This window comes from Spirosoma sp. KCTC 42546, from assembly GCF_006965485.1.
Classification (GTDB): domain Bacteria; phylum Bacteroidota; class Bacteroidia; order Cytophagales; family Spirosomataceae; genus Spirosoma.
In genome coordinates this window covers 4,506,244-4,524,938 of record NZ_CP041360.1, presented here as the reverse complement: position 1 = coordinate 4,524,938, position 18,695 = coordinate 4,506,244, and the positions used below count along the sequence as shown (strand labels likewise).

General features: G+C 49.4%; 18 protein-coding genes. 9 read left to right on the top strand and 9 right to left on the bottom strand.

Features of this window, described 5'->3' with window-relative positions:
• Positions 1 to 15: 15 nt before the first annotated feature.
• On the bottom strand, positions 16 to 1,455 hold the full coding sequence (gene asnS / locus EXU85_RS18530) for an asparagine--tRNA ligase (protein WP_142773510.1): 1,440 nt from the start codon (positions 1,453 to 1,455) through the stop codon (positions 16 to 18).
• A 163-nt stretch (positions 1,456 to 1,618) separates the two neighbouring features.
• On the opposite strand from asnS, the gene EXU85_RS18525 reads away from it, so the two are divergent.
• The 3 genes from EXU85_RS18525 (at position 1,619) to EXU85_RS18515 (ending at position 2,817) form a co-directional block, all read left to right on the top strand.
• Entirely contained in the window at positions 1,619 to 2,119 is a 501-nt protein-coding gene (locus EXU85_RS18525; protein ID WP_142773509.1) for a histidine phosphatase family protein, read from the top strand.
• A 111-nt stretch (positions 2,120 to 2,230) separates the two neighbouring features.
• Positions 2,231 to 2,422, top strand: a complete 192-nt coding sequence (locus EXU85_RS18520) for a hypothetical protein (RefSeq protein WP_142773508.1) — start codon at positions 2,231 to 2,233, stop codon at positions 2,420 to 2,422.
• Positions 2,423 to 2,427: 5 nt separating this feature from the next.
• Positions 2,428 to 2,817 (top strand): VOC family protein, encoded by a 390-nt coding sequence (locus EXU85_RS18515; RefSeq protein WP_142773507.1) that lies wholly within the window; start codon positions 2,428 to 2,430, stop codon positions 2,815 to 2,817.
• Positions 2,818 to 2,889: 72 nt separating this feature from the next.
• On the opposite strand, the gene EXU85_RS18510 is transcribed toward EXU85_RS18515, so the two are convergent.
• Positions 2,890 to 4,083 carry an aminotransferase class V-fold PLP-dependent enzyme gene (locus EXU85_RS18510; protein ID WP_142773506.1) on the bottom strand — a complete coding sequence of 398 codons (1,194 nt, stop codon included), beginning with the start codon at positions 4,081 to 4,083 and terminating at the stop codon, positions 2,890 to 2,892.
• Positions 4,084 to 4,176: 93 nt separating this feature from the next.
• Here EXU85_RS18510 and EXU85_RS18505 point away from each other — a divergent pair, with 93 nt between their 5' ends.
• Positions 4,177 to 4,713, top strand: coding sequence for a hypothetical protein (locus EXU85_RS18505; RefSeq protein ID WP_142773505.1), 537 nt, complete (start codon positions 4,177 to 4,179; stop codon positions 4,711 to 4,713).
• A 173-nt stretch (positions 4,714 to 4,886) separates the two neighbouring features.
• On the opposite strand, the gene xerD is transcribed toward EXU85_RS18505, so the two are convergent.
• Positions 4,887 to 5,804, bottom strand: coding sequence for a site-specific tyrosine recombinase XerD (xerD, locus tag EXU85_RS18500; RefSeq protein WP_142773504.1), 918 nt, complete (start codon positions 5,802 to 5,804; stop codon positions 4,887 to 4,889).
• A gap of 101 nt (positions 5,805 to 5,905) precedes the next feature.
• On the opposite strand from xerD, the gene aroQ reads away from it, so the two are divergent.
• The 5 genes from aroQ to EXU85_RS18475 all read left to right on the top strand — a co-directional run bounded on the left by aroQ (position 5,906) and on the right by EXU85_RS18475 (position 11,767).
• Positions 5,906 to 6,331, top strand: a complete 426-nt coding sequence (gene aroQ, locus EXU85_RS18495) for a type II 3-dehydroquinate dehydratase (protein ID WP_142773503.1) — start codon at positions 5,906 to 5,908, stop codon at positions 6,329 to 6,331.
• Between the two features lie 72 nt (positions 6,332 to 6,403).
• Positions 6,404 to 7,411: an aminotransferase class V-fold PLP-dependent enzyme gene (locus EXU85_RS18490; RefSeq protein ID WP_142773502.1), complete on the top strand. Its 1,008-nt coding sequence runs from the start codon at positions 6,404 to 6,406 to the stop codon at positions 7,409 to 7,411.
• Between the two features lie 42 nt (positions 7,412 to 7,453).
• On the top strand, positions 7,454 to 8,029 hold the full coding sequence (locus EXU85_RS18485; RefSeq protein WP_142776759.1) for a MarC family protein: 576 nt from the start codon (positions 7,454 to 7,456) through the stop codon (positions 8,027 to 8,029).
• Positions 8,030 to 8,414: 385 nt separating this feature from the next.
• Positions 8,415 to 9,446, top strand: a complete 1,032-nt coding sequence (locus EXU85_RS18480) for a glutamine synthetase beta-grasp domain-containing protein (RefSeq protein WP_142773501.1) — start codon at positions 8,415 to 8,417, stop codon at positions 9,444 to 9,446.
• Between the two features lie 131 nt (positions 9,447 to 9,577).
• Positions 9,578 to 11,767: a glutamine synthetase III gene (locus tag EXU85_RS18475; RefSeq protein WP_142773500.1), complete on the top strand. Its 2,190-nt coding sequence runs from the start codon at positions 9,578 to 9,580 to the stop codon at positions 11,765 to 11,767.
• Positions 11,768 to 11,994: 227 nt separating this feature from the next.
• On the opposite strand, the gene EXU85_RS18470 is transcribed toward EXU85_RS18475, so the two are convergent.
• The 6 genes from EXU85_RS18470 to EXU85_RS18445 all read right to left on the bottom strand — a co-directional run bounded on the left by EXU85_RS18470 (position 11,995) and on the right by EXU85_RS18445 (position 18,570).
• Positions 11,995 to 13,566, bottom strand: coding sequence for a glycoside hydrolase (locus EXU85_RS18470; protein ID WP_142773499.1), 1,572 nt, complete (start codon positions 13,564 to 13,566; stop codon positions 11,995 to 11,997).
• Between the two features lie 350 nt (positions 13,567 to 13,916).
• A complete protein-coding gene (locus tag EXU85_RS18465) occupies positions 13,917 to 14,411 on the bottom strand; it encodes a cupin domain-containing protein (protein WP_142773498.1) in 495 nt (164 codons plus the stop codon).
• A 41-nt stretch (positions 14,412 to 14,452) separates the two neighbouring features.
• Positions 14,453 to 15,178: a carboxymuconolactone decarboxylase family protein gene (locus EXU85_RS18460; RefSeq protein WP_142773497.1), complete on the bottom strand. Its 726-nt coding sequence runs from the start codon at positions 15,176 to 15,178 to the stop codon at positions 14,453 to 14,455.
• A gap of 23 nt (positions 15,179 to 15,201) precedes the next feature.
• Entirely contained in the window at positions 15,202 to 17,439 is a 2,238-nt protein-coding gene (locus EXU85_RS18455) for a molybdopterin cofactor-binding domain-containing protein (RefSeq protein WP_246859148.1), read from the bottom strand.
• A complete protein-coding gene (locus EXU85_RS18450) occupies positions 17,375 to 18,016 on the bottom strand; it encodes a hypothetical protein (protein WP_142773496.1) in 642 nt (213 codons plus the stop codon). Before EXU85_RS18450 ends, EXU85_RS18455 begins: the two co-directional genes overlap by 65 nt.
• 71 nt (positions 18,017 to 18,087) lie before the next feature.
• The gene (locus tag EXU85_RS18445) at positions 18,088 to 18,570 is read right to left on the bottom strand and encodes a (2Fe-2S)-binding protein (RefSeq protein WP_305851947.1); all 483 of its coding nucleotides are present in this window, start codon (positions 18,568 to 18,570) and stop codon (positions 18,088 to 18,090) included.
• Positions 18,571 to 18,695: the final 125 nt, after the last annotated feature.

Sequence of the window (18,695 nt, the reverse complement as noted above, 5' to 3'; positions counted from 1 at the left end):
ATTCTCCACTGTTAATTAAAACTCTGCCGTTTTCGGAGCGCGTGGGAATGGGATCACATCGCGGATATTGCCCATGCCGGTTACGAACAGCACCAGCCGCTCGAAACCAAGACCAAAGCCTGCGTGCGGTGCTGACCCAAATCGACGGGTATCCAGATACCACCAGATGGCTTCCGGTTCAATACCTACTTCCTTCATCCGGGCTTCGAGTTTTTCCAGATTGTCTTCGCGTTGTGAACCACCGATGATTTCGCCGATGCCGGGGAAAAGCACATCCATCGCCCGAACGGTCTTACCGTCTTCGTCCTGCTTCATGTAGAACGCTTTGATCTCGCGGGGATAGTTGGTTAGAATAACGGGCTTCTTGAAGTGTTTTTCGACCAGATACCGCTCGTGCTCCGACTGCAAATCGACACCCCAGCTTACTTCATACTGGAACTGACCTTTCTTGGCGGGTTTCGAGTTGACCAGAATGTCGATGGCTTCGGTGTAAGTCAACCGAACGAACTCGTTGCTAATGACAAACTGAAGTTTTTCGAGCAAACCAAGCTCACTTTGTTCCTCTTTCTTTTTGGTTTTTTCTTCTTCTTTCAGTCGGTTATCCAAAAAGGCCAGATCGTCGGCGCAGTGTTGAATGGCGTAGCGGATAACGGTTTTGACGAAATCCTCGGCCAGATTCATGTTATCCTCCAGCTCATAGAAGGCCACCTCAGGTTCAATCATCCAGAACTCGGCCAGGTGGCGTGTTGTGTTTGAGTTTTCGGCCCGGAATGTAGGGCCAAAGGTGTAGATCTTACCCAGGGCCATGGCACCTAACTCGCCTTCCAACTGCCCCGATACGGTCAGGTTGGTTTCGCGGCCAAAGAAGTCCTGGCTATAATCAACCTTACCATCTTCCGTAAGAGGTGGGTTGGTGGCATCAAGTGTCGTGACGCGGAACATTTCACCGGCTCCTTCGGCATCAGAGGCCGTAATGATGGGCGTATTGAGGTAAAAGAATCCGTTGTCGTTAAAGTATTTATGGACAGCAAACGCCAGGGCATGCCGGATACGTAAAATGGCACTGAACGTGTTGGTACGAGGTCGCAGGTGGGCAATCTCGCGCAGAAACTCCAGCGAGTGCCGCTTGGGTTGTAACGGATACTTGTCTGGGTCGGCGGGGCCATAGATGAGCACATCGCTGATTTTGACTTCAACGGCTTGCCCGGCACCCTGCGATTCTACCAATTGGCCTGTAACGGCAACGCAGGCCCCGGTTGTGATAAGCTTTAATGTTTCCTCGGGAAGTTGACCTGCTTCGGCTACAGCCTGGATATTATTAATGGTCGAGCCATCGTTGAGGGCTATGAAAACGGCGTTTTTGCTTTCGCGTTTGGTGCGCACCCAGCCTTTTACGGTCACAGTAGTGCCGACCGGGGCAGTTTTTAATAATTGCTGAATAGGTAAATAACTCATACTAGAACGGCGACCAGATGGTGGTTGTGGGTGCAAAAGTACGGATTGTCGTCCGAATCGCCCACAGACATTTTTTAATCCCCAAAAACTCGGATAATTAGTTACATGCCAATTGACCTTCTATTTTTGCACCAAAACCCCTCTCAACGAGAAACCTATCCGTATGTCAATTACGCTCTATATCGTCCGTCATGCTAAAGCCGAGGACCGAGCCATCTTTATGTCTGATTTTGATCGGGAACTGACCTCCGATGGTATTATGGCTGCCGCCCGAGTCGGTCGTTATTTGCATGAGAAAGGCATTCAGCCCGACATCATTATAAGTAGCCCAGCACCAAGGGCAAAAAGTACCGCAAAGGTTGTTGCTGAGCAGGTTGGCTATGATGTGGCACAGGTTCAGTTGAATGAAAAATTATATGAAGGTGGGCCCAAAGCCTATCTGGCAGCCATTAATGCACTTCCCGATACAACGGAGGCTGCCATGATTGTGGGACATAATCCGGATGTATCCTATCTGGCCGAATTTCTGACCCACCAAAGTATTGGCTCCATGAGTAAAGGAGAGGTTGTGGCTGTTTCGTTCAAGGAGTTGACCTGGGCGGAGGTTTCTGGCCGAACTGGCAGTATGGTGTTCCAAATTGGACCGAAACAGATTGTAAATTAATAATGAAAAATGAATAATGGGTGTTGATGGATTAGTCAAAGCTATTATATATATGACCGCACAGCCGGACTTAATTATACATTGACCATTATTCATTACCCATTTACCAACATGAACCGTAACCGTCGCATTTTCATCGTTGTTTTCATTGTCTTTACAACCGTCGTCGCCTTGCTGGCTATCGACATGGCCCGACGTACAACCGCTCCCTGGAACAAACATCGGGAACTTGAGCGCGCGTTACCCGCTAAAGACGGCACAGCTACAGACACTATGGCAACGGATACGTTGCTTGCTCCCTAACGCCAATGCTTCAACTCGCTGCTGTACATCATATTGCCATAATCTGCTCGGACTATGAAGTCTCCAAACGATTTTATACCGAGGTATTAGGCTTTACTATCCTGGGAGAATACTATCGGGCGGAACGACAATCCTATAAATTGGATCTGGCCCTGAATGGGCAGTACCTGATTGAGCTCTTCTCCTTTCCCAACCCGCCTAAACGCCCCTCGCGACCCGAAGCATCTGGCTTACGTCATGTAGCGTTTGCTGTTACTGACCTCGATGCCGCCATCGTGCATTTAAACGGACAAGGTGTTTCTACGGAACCAGTCCGGGTAGATGAGCACACGGGTCGGCGCTTCACCTTCTTCGCCGACCCCGATGAGTTGCCGCTGGAGTTGTACGAAGCTTAGAAGCCGGGAGCAAGGTGCACGGAGCAGGGTATCCAGTAAAAACCTCTACTCCGTGCACCTTGCTCCACGCCTTTAAAGCACTCTTGTCAATACCCTAACCAACGCATCCACATCATCGGGTGTATTGTACAGGTGTGGGGCTATGCGTAGAACGCGCGCTCGGGCTGAAACCGATACGTTTTCTTTCAGGAGTGCCTGCTGAACGGCCATCGGGTCGGCCTGATCGGGTAACCATAACCCAACTAAATGATGGCTGCGCCCCGAACTCCCATTCTCAGGTTCAAGGCGACACCCGAGCTGCTCCAATTGGGGCCAGGCGTCTGCTAACAGGGCTTTGGCGTATGCCTGAATACGGACTGGTTGCCAGTCAATGAGCTGAGTTAGGGCGGCTTCGAGCATAGGCATTTGCAGAAAATGGGTGTGTTCGCCTACGTTATAGCGGTATGCTTTCGGCCGATAGGTGGGTTGATAATCCATCAATCGGTGAAATTGATTACTGTCGAGTCGGTTCATCCAGCCTTCTTCGAGTGGAATACCTTCATCGAAAGCGGGCCCGAAATAGGCTAATCCAAGCGAATAAGGCCCCATCAGCCATTTATAACCTGCACAAACAACGGCATCGGGCTGGATTTTTGCCAGATCAACCGGTAAGGCACCAATGGCCTGGGTTCCATCAATCACAACCCAGGCTCCAACCTCGCGGGCCCGTTGCCCAATCGCTTCCAGATCAAAACGGATGCCGTACATCCAGTGAACGGGCGGTACAACCACTAGTGCGGTCTCGGGTCCGATTGCATCGAGCAACCGTTCATTCCAGTGGGCTCCTTTCGGGAATTCGTCGGGCATGCCAACGGTGGTTATAGTTAATCCAAGCTCGGTGCAAACACGCCCCCAGGCATATACATCACTCGGAAATTCATCGCCAATAAGTACAATTGTCTGCCCAGCCTGAATGCCTGGTTTTAACGCTAGATTTCGGGCTACCACAGCCATCCCATATGATACGGAGGGTACAATAGCGATCCTATCTGGATCATCAGAATTGATGAGGGTAGCAAACAACTCCCGTACACGAATGGCCCCGCTGAAGAAATCATCAGGGCGTAATCCGAAGGGATTTGCCTGTTGAGAAAGTGCTGAGTGGCCCGCTTGTTCAACAGTTTTGCTAAAGGGTGATCGGGTAGCACAATTTAGATAGTGGATGCCTTCGGGCAAGTTAAACTCATTGGTTTGACAGGCGAGAAGGGGTAGTTCAACAGGAGACATAAACAGACCGATACGAATTAGTTGGATGATGAAAATTTAATCTGGCACGGGGTTTGTTTAGGATACAAGTAAATTGTAAACAGTCCTAGTTGTATGAATACCCTATTGGGCATTGGTTCCCGTGTTAATCATGCTGAGTTTGGTGATGGAGTTATTATTAACCTGAAATCCAATGGGTACACCATTACGTTTCTTCAGCATGGCGTGAAGATACTCAAATTCGACGCGCCCCTGACCATCATTGAAGCCCTTGAGCCCGACAGTGATCTGGTTAGTCTGTTTGATGTAGAACAATCCCTGACGCGGATTCTCCAAAAATGGGTTGACCAAACGGAACTGGTTCCGCTGGGAGATAAATGGAAAGGAGGGAAGCTCATCCTAAAACCAGGCCGGGCCGATTTGTCACAGAAAGAAATGCCGATTGATGGCTTCTTTCATAAAATCGTGATGGTTCGAGACCGGTTGCGCGTACTCGAACAGCGGGTGAACGCCAGTCAACTTGACGATGAAGAGAAGATCAATATTCAACAATATATCACCCGGATTTACGGTAGCCTGACATCGTTCAATCTATTGTTTAAAAACCAACACCAACAGTTCGTTGGTGAGAAAACCACCGCCGACGTGTAGTCTGGCATACTTGTCTCAAATAGTTTTGGGTTAGTTAGATTGGGGGTTCCCCGCCGTCGGCTTCGATAGCGGGGACTTTTTTGTTTTTGTGAAGTGGTCGTAATAAGTGGAGTAGGTGGAATGAGTGTGCCTCTGCTTGACGTACTCCACTTACTTCACTCATTCCACCTACTTCACTTATTCCACTTACCCCCACCAGCCCGCGGATGATACTCCCTGAGCGTCTGCTGTAAATAATCCCGGTCGAGGTGAGTGTAAATTTCGGTAGTGGTAATGGATTCATGGCCAAGCATTTGCTGAACTGCCCGGAGGTCGGCACCCCCTTCGATGAGGTGGGTCGCGAATGAATGGCGGAAGGTGTGCGGGCTGATTGTCTTCTTGATGCCTACTTCCTCTGCTAGTTTTTTGATGGTGGTAAAGACGGTAATTCGAGAAAGCTGTTTACCCCGCAGATTCAGGAAAATAGTGTCTTCGTCGCCCTTCTGAACATCCAGCTGACTACGCACATGCTCGACATAGATGCGGGTATAGTGCATCGCATCCTCGCCAATGGGTACCAGCCGAACCTTGTCGCCTTTGCCCAGGACCCGTACAAAACCTTCGGTAAAAAAACAGTTGGTTAGGCGAAGGTTCAATAGTTCCGTAACGCGTAATCCTGAGCTATAGAGTACTTCGAGCATAGCGCGGTCGCGGGTACCACCGGGTGTCGATAGGTCGATAGCCGCCAGCATATCTTCAATTTCGGGAAAGCTGAGCGTATCGGGCAGTTTTCGTCCCAACTTAGGGGCTTCCAGCAGTTGAGTTGGGTCGCGGTCAATTAAGTTTTCGAGCAGCAGGTACTTGAAAAACGATTTTATACCCGATAACATCCGTGCCTGACTATGCGCCGATAAGCCCAACTCGCCAAGGTATTTCAGGAAATTCATCAATTCCTTTTCGGTCACCTGCATGGGCGTGCGGGCCGGATCAGTCAGGAGAATGTATTCATGAAGTTTGTCGGCGTCGTGCAAATAAGCCTCAACGGAATTTTCGGCCAGTGACCGTTCGAGTTTGAGGTAGTTCTTAAAGGCGTTTATATAACTTTGCCACATAGCAAGCGAATGAATAATGTATAATGGTTAATGAATAATGGTTGGCTAAGGTCTGTTTTTCAGTGTTCATTATACATTATTCATTAACCATTATACATTATATGAAACAGATATTGATCATTAACGGCCCTAATCTCAACTTGTTGGGCAAGCGTGAACCGACTATTTATGGTAATCGCTCCTTCGTTGACTACCTGGAAACGCTCGAAGCGAAGTTCCCCGACGTGCAACTTCGCTATTTTCAGTCGAATCACGAAGGCGAACTGATTGATAAAATTCACGAACTGGGTTTTGATATCGATGGCATCGTGATCAATGCCGGTGCCTATACGCATACGTCCATTGCCATTGCTGATGCACTATCGGCCGTAACAGCTCCTGCCATAGAGGTGCATATTTCCAATGTTCATGCCCGCGAGTCGTTCCGTCACCATAGTTACCTATCCGCGAAATGCAAAGGCATTGTGGTTGGCCTTGGGCTGATGGGGTACGAAATGGCAGTACGGTATTTAATGAACAATGAATAATGGAAAATGTATAATGACAGTTTCTTCTGACTTCAAGCATTATCCATTGTTCATTCTACATTCTACATTATTATGATCACCTTCTATCCTGGTCCATCAAAAGTCTATCCGCAAGTCGCTGAGTATGCGGCTGAGGCAATCCAGCAGGGCCTAGTGAGCCTGAACCATCGGAGTGCGGGTTTTATGGATATCGTAAAGGAAACGGTTCGGTTGCTTCACGAAAAACTCGACATTCCAGCTGATTACCACGTCGCGTTGGTTTCATCGGCAACAGAGTGCTGGGAAATTGTGGCCCAGTCGCTGACGGCAGAATCCAGCCTGCATCCCTATAGTGGCGCGTTTGGTAAAAAGTGGGCTGAGTATACCTATCGAATCAAACCACCAACCAGCCTGAGCGAAGCCGATGTGTTGTGTATTGTTCAGAACGAAACCTCCAATGGCACCCAGGTTAACATGGAAACACTGGCCCAGTTCAGACGAGATTTCTCGTCGCTGATTGCGGTCGATGCCGTTTCCTCAATGGCGGGGGTTGCTTTCGACTGGTCATTGGCCGATGTCTGGTTTGCTTCCGTACAGAAGTGTTTTGGATTGCCAGCTGGTTTGGCAGTCATGGTTTATTCGCCAGCCGCTCTTAAACAGGCGGAGGAAATTGGCGAGAAGGCACATTACAATAGTCTGCTATTCATTCACGAAAACTTCTCGAAATTTCAGACACCCTATACGCCCAATGGCCTGGGTATCTACATGCTTATGCGCGTTTTGCAGCAGGTGCCCCCCATTACCACGGTGCACGCTATGACAACGAAACGAGCCACTGACTGGTATGCTTTTTTTGACCAGTTTGGCACAGACTTTCGGCTGTTGATCCACGACCCCGCTATCCGTTCCGATACGGTAATTGCCGTAGAAGGTTCAGAGAAAGCAGTTAAGGAAATTAAAGCAGCCGCTCAGCAGGCAGGGATTACGCTGGGCAATGGGTACGGCGACTGGAAAAACACCACCTTCCGAATTGCGAACTTTCCGGCCATAACCGATGATGAGATTGGAACTTTGATGCAATTTCTTCGGTCGTACAGGTAGCGCGGGCTGAAGTCCGAGTGCCTTTAAGATCAATTTGTTATGATGCTCAGTTTTAAAGAAATTATCTCCGTTACACTCATACTATTTTCGGTGATCGACGTTATCGGGTCATTGCCGGTTATTATTGACCTGCGCAAGAAGACCGGTAAGATTGAGTCAGAACGAGCCACGTTTGCATCGGGCGCCCTGATGATCTCCTTTCTGTTCGTTGGGGAACGAATCCTGAAGCTTTTTGGCGTCGATGTGGCATCGTTTGCCGTGGCTGGAGCCCTGATTATTTTCCTGATCGGGCTGGAGATGATTCTCGGTCGAACCATTTTCAAATCGGAAGAAACCACAGGGGGGGCTACCCATATTGTACCAATTGCGTTCCCCCTGATTGCTGGAGCAGGAACATTAACAACCATCATCTCACTCCGGGCTGAATACCAGACGGTAAATATCATTGTCGGTATTGTACTGAATCTGGTGCTGATTTATGCCGTGTTGAAATCGTCGGGCTGGCTCGAAACGCGGCTTGGCTCGGGTGGGCTGGCAGTGTTACGCAAAATCTTTGGGATCATACTGCTGGCCATCGCTATCAAGCTATTCAAGACGAATCTGATTGCCGATTTCTAATCGAAACCATTGGCTGAAACCAGCCTTCAACGAGGCTGCGTGTCTACGAATGCAACATACCCTTTTGCTGGAATGTACCCTCCGGCGAAAGGGTATTTTAGTGAAAAAAGCTTGCTTTTCACCAAACTAACCGTGTTTCTGAAACCAGTATTTGTTTTTATACACTTTTTTGGGTTAATAATCCTTACAATTATAAAGTGATAAATTTTTTCCGAAAATGTTGTGATTTACTGGATCAAACGAATTAAAATTATAATATTTCCTGAGAAACAGTAAAAAATATGGTTAGAGCCTATGTTGGCCTTTATATTTTATTGTAAAGCCGTATTATATTTGCCGGAAGTCTGTTAACGAAACCCCTATTCAAAATAATCCACTGTACATCATGGCAAAATCGAAGTTAGAGTACATTTGGCTCGACGGCTACAAGCCCACCCAAAGCCTGCGTTCCAAAACTAAAATTGAGGATGATTTCTCAGGCAACCTTGAAGACTGCTCGATGTGGTCGTTTGATGGTTCTTCAACCGAACAGGCTGAAGGTGGTAAGTCAGACTGTTTGCTGAAACCAGTTTTCATCTGTCCTGATCCACAGCGCAAAAACGGTTACCTCGTCATGTGTGAAGTGTTGAATGCCGATGGTACTCCTCACGTAACCAACGGTCGTGCCACGATTGAAGATGACGATAACGATTTCTGGTTTGGCTTTGAGCAGGAGTATTTCCTGTGGGATATGAAAATTGACAAACCACTTGGCTTCCCGGCTGAAGGGTTCCCAACACGTCCACAAGGTCCTTATTATTGCTCGGTAGGTGCTCAAAATGCCTATGGCCGTTATATCATTGAAGAACACCTTGATGTTTGTCTGGATGCTGGTCTAAATGTAGAAGGTATCAATGCTGAGGTAGCAACTGGTCAGTGGGAATTCCAGATTTTCGCTAAAGGGGCTAAAGCTGCTGGTGATCAGATTTGGGTAGCTCGTTACCTGTTAGAGCGGATTGGAGAGAAATACGGTATCTCTATCAACTGGCATTGCAAACCTCTGGGTGCTACCGACTGGAACGGCTCGGGTATGCACGCTAACTTCTCAAATTCAGTGCTGCGCACATCGGGTAGCCAGGATGTATATTCTAAAATTTGCGAAGCCTTCTCTCCAGCAGACGTTATCAAAGCGCACATTGCTGTATACGGTGCCGACAACGAAATGCGCCTGACAGGTAAGCACGAAACACAGTCGATCGATCAGTTCTCGTACGGTATTTCTGACCGGGGTGCTTCAATTCGTATCCCAATTGCTACCGTAGAACGTGGTTGGAAAGGCTGGTTAGAAGATCGTCGTCCAAACTCGGCTGCCGATCCATACAAAGTGGCAGCTATCATTATCAAAACCGTTAAATCGGCTGATGTTGTAGCGGCATAAGCCAACATACTTATTGGTACAAAGCCCGGCTGCGCGAGTAGCCGGGCTTTTTTGTGGTATTCATTGTAATCTGTGCTGAAGGCGTGTAAGTTTGACAAATATTTAAAAACCTAAAACCTTAAAGCCGTTCGATGTCTAATTTTCGTTTCAAAGCCCTCGAAATTGCCCAAAGTCGTCAGGCTATGCCGGTAGCAGCTCCTACTGAACGTGTTGGTGATTTTTTTGGCAGTTATACATTCAATAATGAAGTCATGCGGGCACTCCTCTCGCCCGAAGCCTACCTAAAAGTTACCGAAGCCATCAGCACCAATGGCCAGATTGACCGGGGTATTGCCGACGAAGTAGCGAGTGCCATGAAATCGTGGGCAACCTCCAAAGGCGCAACCCACTACACCCACTGGTTTCAGCCGCTAACGGGCGAAACCGCCGAAAAACACGATGCCTTTTTTGATATTACCCTCGACGGTAAAGCCGTCGAGAAATTCAAAGGAAGTGCATTGGTACAGCAGGAACCGGATGCATCGTCGTTTCCGAATGGAGGACTGCGGAATACCTTCGAGGCTCGGGGTTACACCGGATGGGACCCCTCATCACCTGCGTTTTTGATGGATAACGGAGCAGGCGGAAAAACGCTCTGTATTCCATCGGTTTTTATTTCGTATACGGGGGAAGCGCTGGATTACAAAACACCCTTGCTGAAAGCACTGAATGCACTGGATAAAGCGGCAACGGCTGTTTGTCAGTATTTTGATCGGAATATCACGAAAGTAACCCCCACACTCGGTCCAGAACAGGAATATTTTGTGGTTGACCGGGCGCTGTTCTATGCCCGCCCTGATCTGGTACTGGCTGGCCGAACGGTATTTGGACATGCTCCCGCACGGGGCCAGCAATTGGAAGATCACTATTTTGGTTCTATTCCGCCCCGCGTCAATGCGTTTATGGTGGACTTTGAGTTCGAGTCCATGAAACTTGGCATGCCGGTTCGGACGCGACACAATGAAGTGGCACCGGGTCAGTTTGAGGTAGCCCCGACTTTCGAAGAAGTCAATCTGGCCGTTGACCACAATGCGCTGCTGATGGATTTAATGGAAAAGATATCGGAGAAGCATAACCTGAAGGTGCTCTTCCACGAAAAACCATTTGCCGGAGTTAATGGGAGTGGCAAACACAATAACTGGTCGATGGGGACCAATACAGGCGTTAACCTGCTGGCTCCGAGCACCAAACCAAAGGAAAGTCTACGGTTTCTGACGTTTCTGGTGAATGTAGTAAAAGCGGTTCACGATAATGCCGATTTACTACGTGCCAGTATTGCCTCGGCGGGTAATGAACACCGGCTGGGTGCTAACGAAGCTCCCCCGGCCATTGTCTCGATTTTCCTGGGTGAAGCTTTAACGCTGGCTCTTAATGATCTGGAAACCAAGTCGGAAGTGACCGTGAATAAGGGCGATAACGTGTATTACAAGCTGGGACTCAACCGTATTCCCAGCCTGATGCGCGACAATACCGACCGGAACCGAACCTCACCTTTCGCCTTTACGGGTAATAAATTTGAGTTTAGAGCAGTGGGAAGTTCAGCCAACTCGGCGTCGACTATGACCGTTTTGAACGCCATTGTAGCCGATCAGTTGAACCGATTTAAAACCGATCTGGATGTACGGTTAGCAAAGGGTGAGAAGAAGGAACTGGCTATCGTCGATATTTTAAAAGAATACTATGCCAACAGCAAACGCATCCTGTTTGAAGGCAATGGGTACTCGGACGAGTGGGTTGACGAAGCGGCTCAACGGGGCTTGTCAAACATCAAATCATCGCCCGAAGCGTTAGGCGTGTTTGTTCAGCCCGAATCGCTGGCCCTGTTTGAGCGGACGGGGGTTATGAACCACGCTGAGGTTGAATCCCGCTACGAAATTGAACTCGAAAAGTATATCAAAAACGTGCAGATCGAGTCGCGCGTGATGGGCGATCTGGCCATGAACCACGTAGTATCAACCGCACTGAAATACCAGAACAAGTTAGCCGAAACTGCCCGGAATCTGGTTGAGTTAGGCATGACTGCCGAAGCTGAACCGATTAAAGATATCCTGCGTGAAATTTCAACCCGGGTCATTGTGATCAAGAAGGGAGTGGAAGCCATGATCGAATCCCGCAAAAAAGCGAACAATGTAACCGATACTGCCGAACGCGCCAAACTCTACGCTACCGAAGTAAAGGATCACTTTGACCTGATCCGTTACGAAGTGGATAAGCTCGAAGAAGTGGTTGACGATGAAGACTGGCCATTAATAAAGTACCGCGAATTATTATTTGTGAAATAGAGTTAAGACCGATGCCCGTGGTCATAACTTTGTTACTGAACGAAGAAGCTGATTACTTATACGGGAGGATTAGTGTCTAGTTATCAGGTGATTACTAACGAGAATGGTCAGCTCTAAAGCTGACCATTCTCGTTAAAAGATCAATGCTAATTTCAATGGTTCACCCATCTGCAATGGCATTTGTAATTTCCAGTCCGTCAATTAACACGCATAAACTGAGCGTTTATTTAGTTTAAATTCCCAACGACTGTAACGATGCTTTTCGCTCCAATAGTTAGGCTACCATCGTAGTTCCTGATAGAAACAGGGTCAAGATCTGCCATTGCCGACGTTGTATAGCGTGTTACGTTGGATAAATTGCCAGATGCCAAAATCAGCTTAACTAATTGGTCCTCACTCCCCGCGTTGATACATACGGTAACGAGTTGCTGGTTCTTGTTCCTATACGATGATACCAGAAGCCCTTCATTGCTTTGCGTAACCGACGTATTTACCCGCACGGCACCGGGACGTATAAATCGACTGAAATTGCCGAATGCCCAGAGCATCTTCGATGAATAGTAATTGCCGTCCGTTTTCGTTTTGTCGATATAGATCAACCCATCTTTGTAATTGTAAGGCGATATGGCAATCCACCAATGCCAGGCTGAGGCATATGCATTGACGAGGTCAGTATGGATCACTTTCGCGACGTACAAGCCGGGGTCAATACCAAGTTCTCGTCCAGATCCGTTTATTTCCCCGCTGTTGTCGCCCAGAATGCAGTATTCCGACATCCAGTAGCCAAGATTCGGAACATCGGATACGCTAGTCGCAAGCTGGTTGCGCTTCTGCACGGCAATGTTGTACGGAGAGGTCGTAAAATAACTATGAGCAGAGACCGCCTTCGTGAGGTTCGGTAGATTACCAATATAGTCCGTTGAGGCTTTGTTGAAAAATGAACTGATCTGCTTGCCTTTTCCCTGACGATTGTGCTCTGAATACAGAAATTCAATTTGACCCGCTTCGGCGACATTTATCTGGGTAGCCAGTTTATTGTTCAATAGGGCGCTACTGAGCGACCGGGTTATACTGGCGATCTGGTTGTTGTAAAAAGGAGTGCCCTCCTGACCCCCATCGCTCCAGTCCCATTGGGGTTCATTGACCGGACTGATGTAATTGAACAAAATCCCGGTTTTGTTGCGGATGCCTGTAATCACCGTAGCCAGAAACCCGGCGTACTGATCAAACTTATCCGCATTCAGATTAGGGATTGCTTTACTTGCATACCCTTTGCCATTGATCGTGTACTGGACGGGCGGGCTGTTTGGGAATGCTAAAAAGGTAGCGACACCGCGTTCTTTAGCAGCCTTTAAAAACCAGACTTGCCCAGCCTGCTTAGACCAGTTATAGGTTCCATCGTTGTTGAGGAATGATTCCGCACGTCGCCATTCATCCTTAATACCACTCTCAATGCCCTGTTCAGCAGTTCCCGCGCCAATGTTAAACCGCCAGAGCGACAAGCCGATTCCCTTAGGTTTTCCATTGGGCAGGGTATCCCTACTGAAGAGCAAATCGGCGATGGCTGTTTTCTTTGCCTCTGGCCACTGACCCACAAACTGGCAGGACCAGGCATCGGAAGCCCCAAAATGATCGATGGTCTGGCCTGTTTTTGTGGGGTCGATGGTAACCGTTATTCCTGTGGTAGCTCCTGGTTTCGTCAGGATGTCTGCTCTAGGACTGGCGTTGCTAACGATAGCAACCAGCAAAAGGCAAAGCACGTTTAGTAGTCGGAAAGAATAGGAATCGGGAAGTTGCATAAATGAGGAGGGCCAGATTTAGATTGCCTAAACTAGGATTAACTCATCAATTCGCATACGAACAGCATGTATTTTTACGTAATTAGCTCTTTAGATTCATGAGCTAACCGATAGCCTGTAGCCAATTTACCGACGCTGAGTATCCTGACGGGAGGCCATTACCAATTAAACGGTCAACGTGTCAGCGCGGAATTATCCTGTCCTGGAAAAAGTTGACCATAAACTGGTTCACTAATGGATACATTTATTGCCCAAAATTGGCCTGTTGACTTGCCCGGTGCCAAACAGACTTGACTGATAAAATTACTGGGGTATTCTTCAGTGAATTGCTAGATCAACTTGGTGAAAACTTACTTCTTAACGTTGTTGTACTCCTGATCCGTTACCGGTTGCAACCACGTTACCCGCCCTGTTGCCGTGTTGGGTGTGATGGCTACCTGCCTAAATTCGACCGTTGGCGAAGCTCCATGCCAATGGGGTATGTTTGGTGGACATTTCACCGCGTCGCCTTTTCGGAGGATTTGAATGGGTTTACCCTGCTCCTGATAGTAACCAATGCCGCCCAGCGCCAGCAGTACCTGCCCGCCCGCGTGGCGATGCCAGTGCGAGCGGGCACCCGGCTCGAAGGTCACGTAGCCCACGGGAATATTGATCGCGCTGTCGGGCTCGATTAACTGCTGCACCCAGACGGTGCCGGTAAAGTTGCTGGCTGGTGCCCGCTGGCCTTTTGGGAAAATGGCACCCGCGTCCGTTTGCGTTGCCGGTTGGGTTTGCGCCCTTACCTCGCTACCGATCAATGAGATCAGTAAACCTACAGCTAGTAAGCCTATCACGTTGTTTTTCATTGATTTCACTGTAAAAGCGCTCTCCTTGTATATAATTTCACTTACCGTCTGGCTGCTGTAGCCTGCGTCAAAACCAGTCGGCCAGCGTCGGCTTCCGATTTACCGACGGTTGTTTCGATCAGTGCCATCGCCTGCTGTAGCTGGGGGGCGGTCAGTCCCAGGTGCAAACAGATGCCCAGGTGGCTTTGCAACATGGGCTCAACGCCCCCGATACTGGTCAGCACCGAAATGGTCGTCAGCTCCCGGTCGGTATAGTTGAGCACATCCCGCTCGAACAGATCGGCAAACAGATGCTCTTTCAGAAACACGTCGATCTCCGGACTAAACGCCGAGTACCCTCGCTTCGGCCCGGTTTCGGGCTGCCCACTCAGTTGTTCGAGGACTTTTTTGCCGCGCTCGTACTTCGGTTCGCTGCTGGTAATCGGTGAGGCTTCCCGGCCCACCTTGTCGGTGATGCCCTTTTTCTTGCGTTCGTCCAGTACCGTTATGAAGGTCTGTAACCCACGAATACTTCGTGGAAATCCACAATAGGCATACAAATGGACCAGCACTTCCTTGATTTCGTTGACAGTCAGCCCTGCATCCAGACCTGTGTTTAGGGCTGGCTGTAGTTTTTGCAGATCGCCCTTGGCGGTCAGGGAAGCAATAGCGACAATACGTTGCTGTTTCGGCGACAAGGTGGTTGGCTGACTCAGTTGGTTTTGCGCGTGGAGCTGGTTAACTGAGATAACCCAACTGACAAGCATACATACTAGAGCGATCCGCATATAGGTAATGAGATGAGTATTCTTTATACCAATGCCAGATTAAACGGTAGCTTACGAATGCGTTTGCCGGTTAAATCAAATATAGCATTGGTCAGGGCAGGAGCAAAGGCAGGCAAACCCGGTTCGCCAACACCACCCGCTGGTTCGTCGTTGTCCATGACATACACATCAATGGGTGGAATATCGGTGATGCGGGGCAGTTGATACGAGTAGAAATTCTTGTCTACGGGCACGCCATCCTTAAATGTCACCTGATGCTGGGTAGCGGCTCCCAATGCCATCACAATAGACCCCTCCACCTGTGCTTTGATGGTATCGGGATTAACGTACCACCCGCAATCCATCACCGCCCAGACATGGTCGATTTTGAGCTTTCCGTCCGTGCCTTTTGATACTTTCACCACCTGCCCTACCGTACTGGAAAAACACTCAGTGATAGCCATGCCGTAGCCCTCGCCCGGTTTGCGGGTTTTCCAGCCCGATACCTCGGCCAGTTTGTCGAGTTGCCGATGCAGTCGCTCATCGGGCAGGTGTTCCCGGCGGAAGGCCATTGGATCCTGCCTGGCTTCATGGGCCAGTTCGTCGATGAAACTCTCATAAGCAAAGCCGTTGGTCGATGCATACACTGAGCGCCACCACATGGTTGGAATGGGTGTTTCGAAAGGCACATCGGCAATGCTGAGGTTTTTGATGCCGTCGGCATAGGGTTTCAGAAAGCCTTCCGACGTACTCCGATTGGCTTTGTCTTTCGGTCCTCCGCGCCAATGGTCATTGTTTTGACCAGCCATGCGAAGCTTGAAGGCGCTGATTTTCCCCTTATCGACAACCCCCTCGCACCGGTACGTAATACCGGGTCGATACGGGCCATTCGTTGCATCATCTTCGCGAGTCCAGACCACCTGCACCGGCGCTTTTATTTCTTTGGAGATTACGGCCGCTTCATGCGGGTAATCCATAAATGCCTTTCGGCCAAATCCACCCCCCAGAAAGGTCATGTGGACAATTACCTTTTCGCGGTCCAGCCCCATTTCTTTGCTGATGGCATCCTGTACCCACTCGGGTGCCTGGATTGGTCCCCAGATTTCGAGTTTATCGTCCTGATAGTGGGCAATGCAGTTCAACGGTTCCATGCACGCGTGATACTGATAGGGCGTTTCATAGACAACATCGAGTTTCTTAGGTGCCTGGGCCAGAACGGCTGATGCGTCGCCCTGCTGCTTAAAGGAAAGTCCTTCCTGTGTTCTTAAGGCTTGCTGTTGGCGTTTGAAAATCTCGTCGGTGTTTAGGTGCTCAAATCCACTATCGTCCCATTCAACTTTCAGGGCTTTTTTTCCCTGCAAGGCGGCCCAGGTTGAGGTGGCTACGACTGCTACGCCCTCACGGTACGTATTAAATACCAGCATTTTGGTTTTGAACACGTGTTTGACGCCGGGTACTTTACGAGTAGCCGTATCATCAAAACTCTTGACTTTACCCCGCAGACGGGGGTTACGTTCCACGGCGGCATAGAGCATACCCGGAATTTCTTTGTCCAGCCCAAACGTGGCCGTCCCATTGGTTTTTAATTTGGTATCCTGCCGAAGCAACGGCTTGCCAACGAGCTTGTAGTCGGATCGCTTTTTTAAGACGACGTTCTTGGGCGTTTCCAGCTTCATCGCGTCTGCCACCAGTTCTCCATAGTGGAATCGCTTGTTGCTGGGCCGGTGAATGACCTGTCCTGATTCGGCATAACAGTCCGCTATCGGCACGTTCCATTTGGTTGCGGCTGCCTGAATCAGCATTTGGCGGGTAGTAGCGCCCAGCGTCAGCAAGTTCTTGTAGGAACCCCGCACGGTTGAACTACCCCCCGTAACCTGATTGCCGTATTTTTTAGAATCCCCTTTGGCAAAAACGATATTTACTTTGTCCAGATCGACTTCAAGTTCTTCGGCAACCATCTGAGGAATGGACTGATAAACCCCCTGGCCCATTTCGGCCCGGTGCGAGAAAATAGTCACCTGGCCGGACGGTTCGATATGGACCCAGGCATTCATTTCAATACCAAAACTATCGGCTTCAGCCGCTTTGATCATTTCGGCTTCTTCGGCATTCGACGGGATATAGAATCCCAGCGAAAGCGCCAGACCGGTCAGGCCCGAGGCTTTCAGGAAATGGCGTCTGGATACGGGTTGTGTGTCCATGTTGATGTTGCTTTTGTTACCGTTGAGGGGCGTAGGCGCCTGTGTTGATCCAGGTCGTCCAGGCTTTTTTAAATTCAGCATGACTCATGGGGGGCAGCGTCCGGCCTTCACCGGGGTTCCAGCCAGCCTTTACCAGGCCATCGTCTGCGTGTTCCAGCAGTTTTTCCACGTTCTTATTCCCATTTTGCTTGGGATCGACCAGTTGTTTGGCTAATTGGCGGGGTGTTCGTCCCTGGAAAACCATCCGCATGGTTGCCGGGGGTAAATGCCATTCTGGATTTCCTGGTGGCGTATGCAGACCCGGCGTGTTGGTTGGCTGATGGCAGTTCGAGCATTTCATGGCATAAATGCCTTTGCCATCCGTACCCCGACGAGGGCCCATCGTGTGCAGGTGATTGTCGTCGCCCTGGAGCGGTATATCACCCGATGGATGACAGTTCATGCAGCGCGGACTCATCAGCACTTTGTAGACATTGGCAAACGCTTTCACCGACGTAACGCTGTCCCTCCGGACCGGATCTTTTTTGATGGGTGCAACATGGGCTGCTGTGTTCATCGGGCTGGTACTGATCGGATCAGTATGCGTGGTAAACGTAGAGGCCATAATCCCTGTCATCGACAGAAGAATGGCCAGGTTATAGATTGTTCGTAAAGGCATAGACGGACGTGCTTTCGTTTCTGAATGCGTTTATGGAGGTGGCTACCGGCTTTATTGTTGACGACGTAACATTACTCGCTTTTGCCGAGCTTTCGATCCGCTCCACTGGCCGCTACATGAATGGCTTTCCGAATGCGGGGGTACGTGCCGCACCGGCAAATATTGCCCGCCATAGCCGCATCGATATCCGCATCGGTCGGGTTGGGGTTCTCCCGAAGCAGCACCGCGGCCGACATGAGCTGTCCGGAGTGACAGTAACCACACTGGGGCACGTCGATTTGCTGCCAGGCCTGTTGCAGGGGGTGATCATTGTTTTGAGAGAGCCCTTCAATGGTGACCACCTGCTGGCCAGCGGCCCGGCTCATTTTGGTGACGCACGAACGCACCGCTTCACCGTTCAGGTGGACGGTGCAGGCCCCACACTGGGCGACGCCACAGCCGTACTTCGTACCTTTCAGGCCCACTACGTCCCGGATGGCCCACAGGAGGGGCATCTGCGGATCGACATCCATCGATTGCTCCTTGCCGTTGATCGTTAACTTAATGATTGCCATAACGTTGCTGTTGAGAAAATACATTCAGTTGCCATTATAGTCGTAACAACAGCTCATGCTTGCCGTATGTTTAACCGATTAATCGCCAAAGTTCCTGCTGTTTCTTCAGTTGAATGGTATATAAA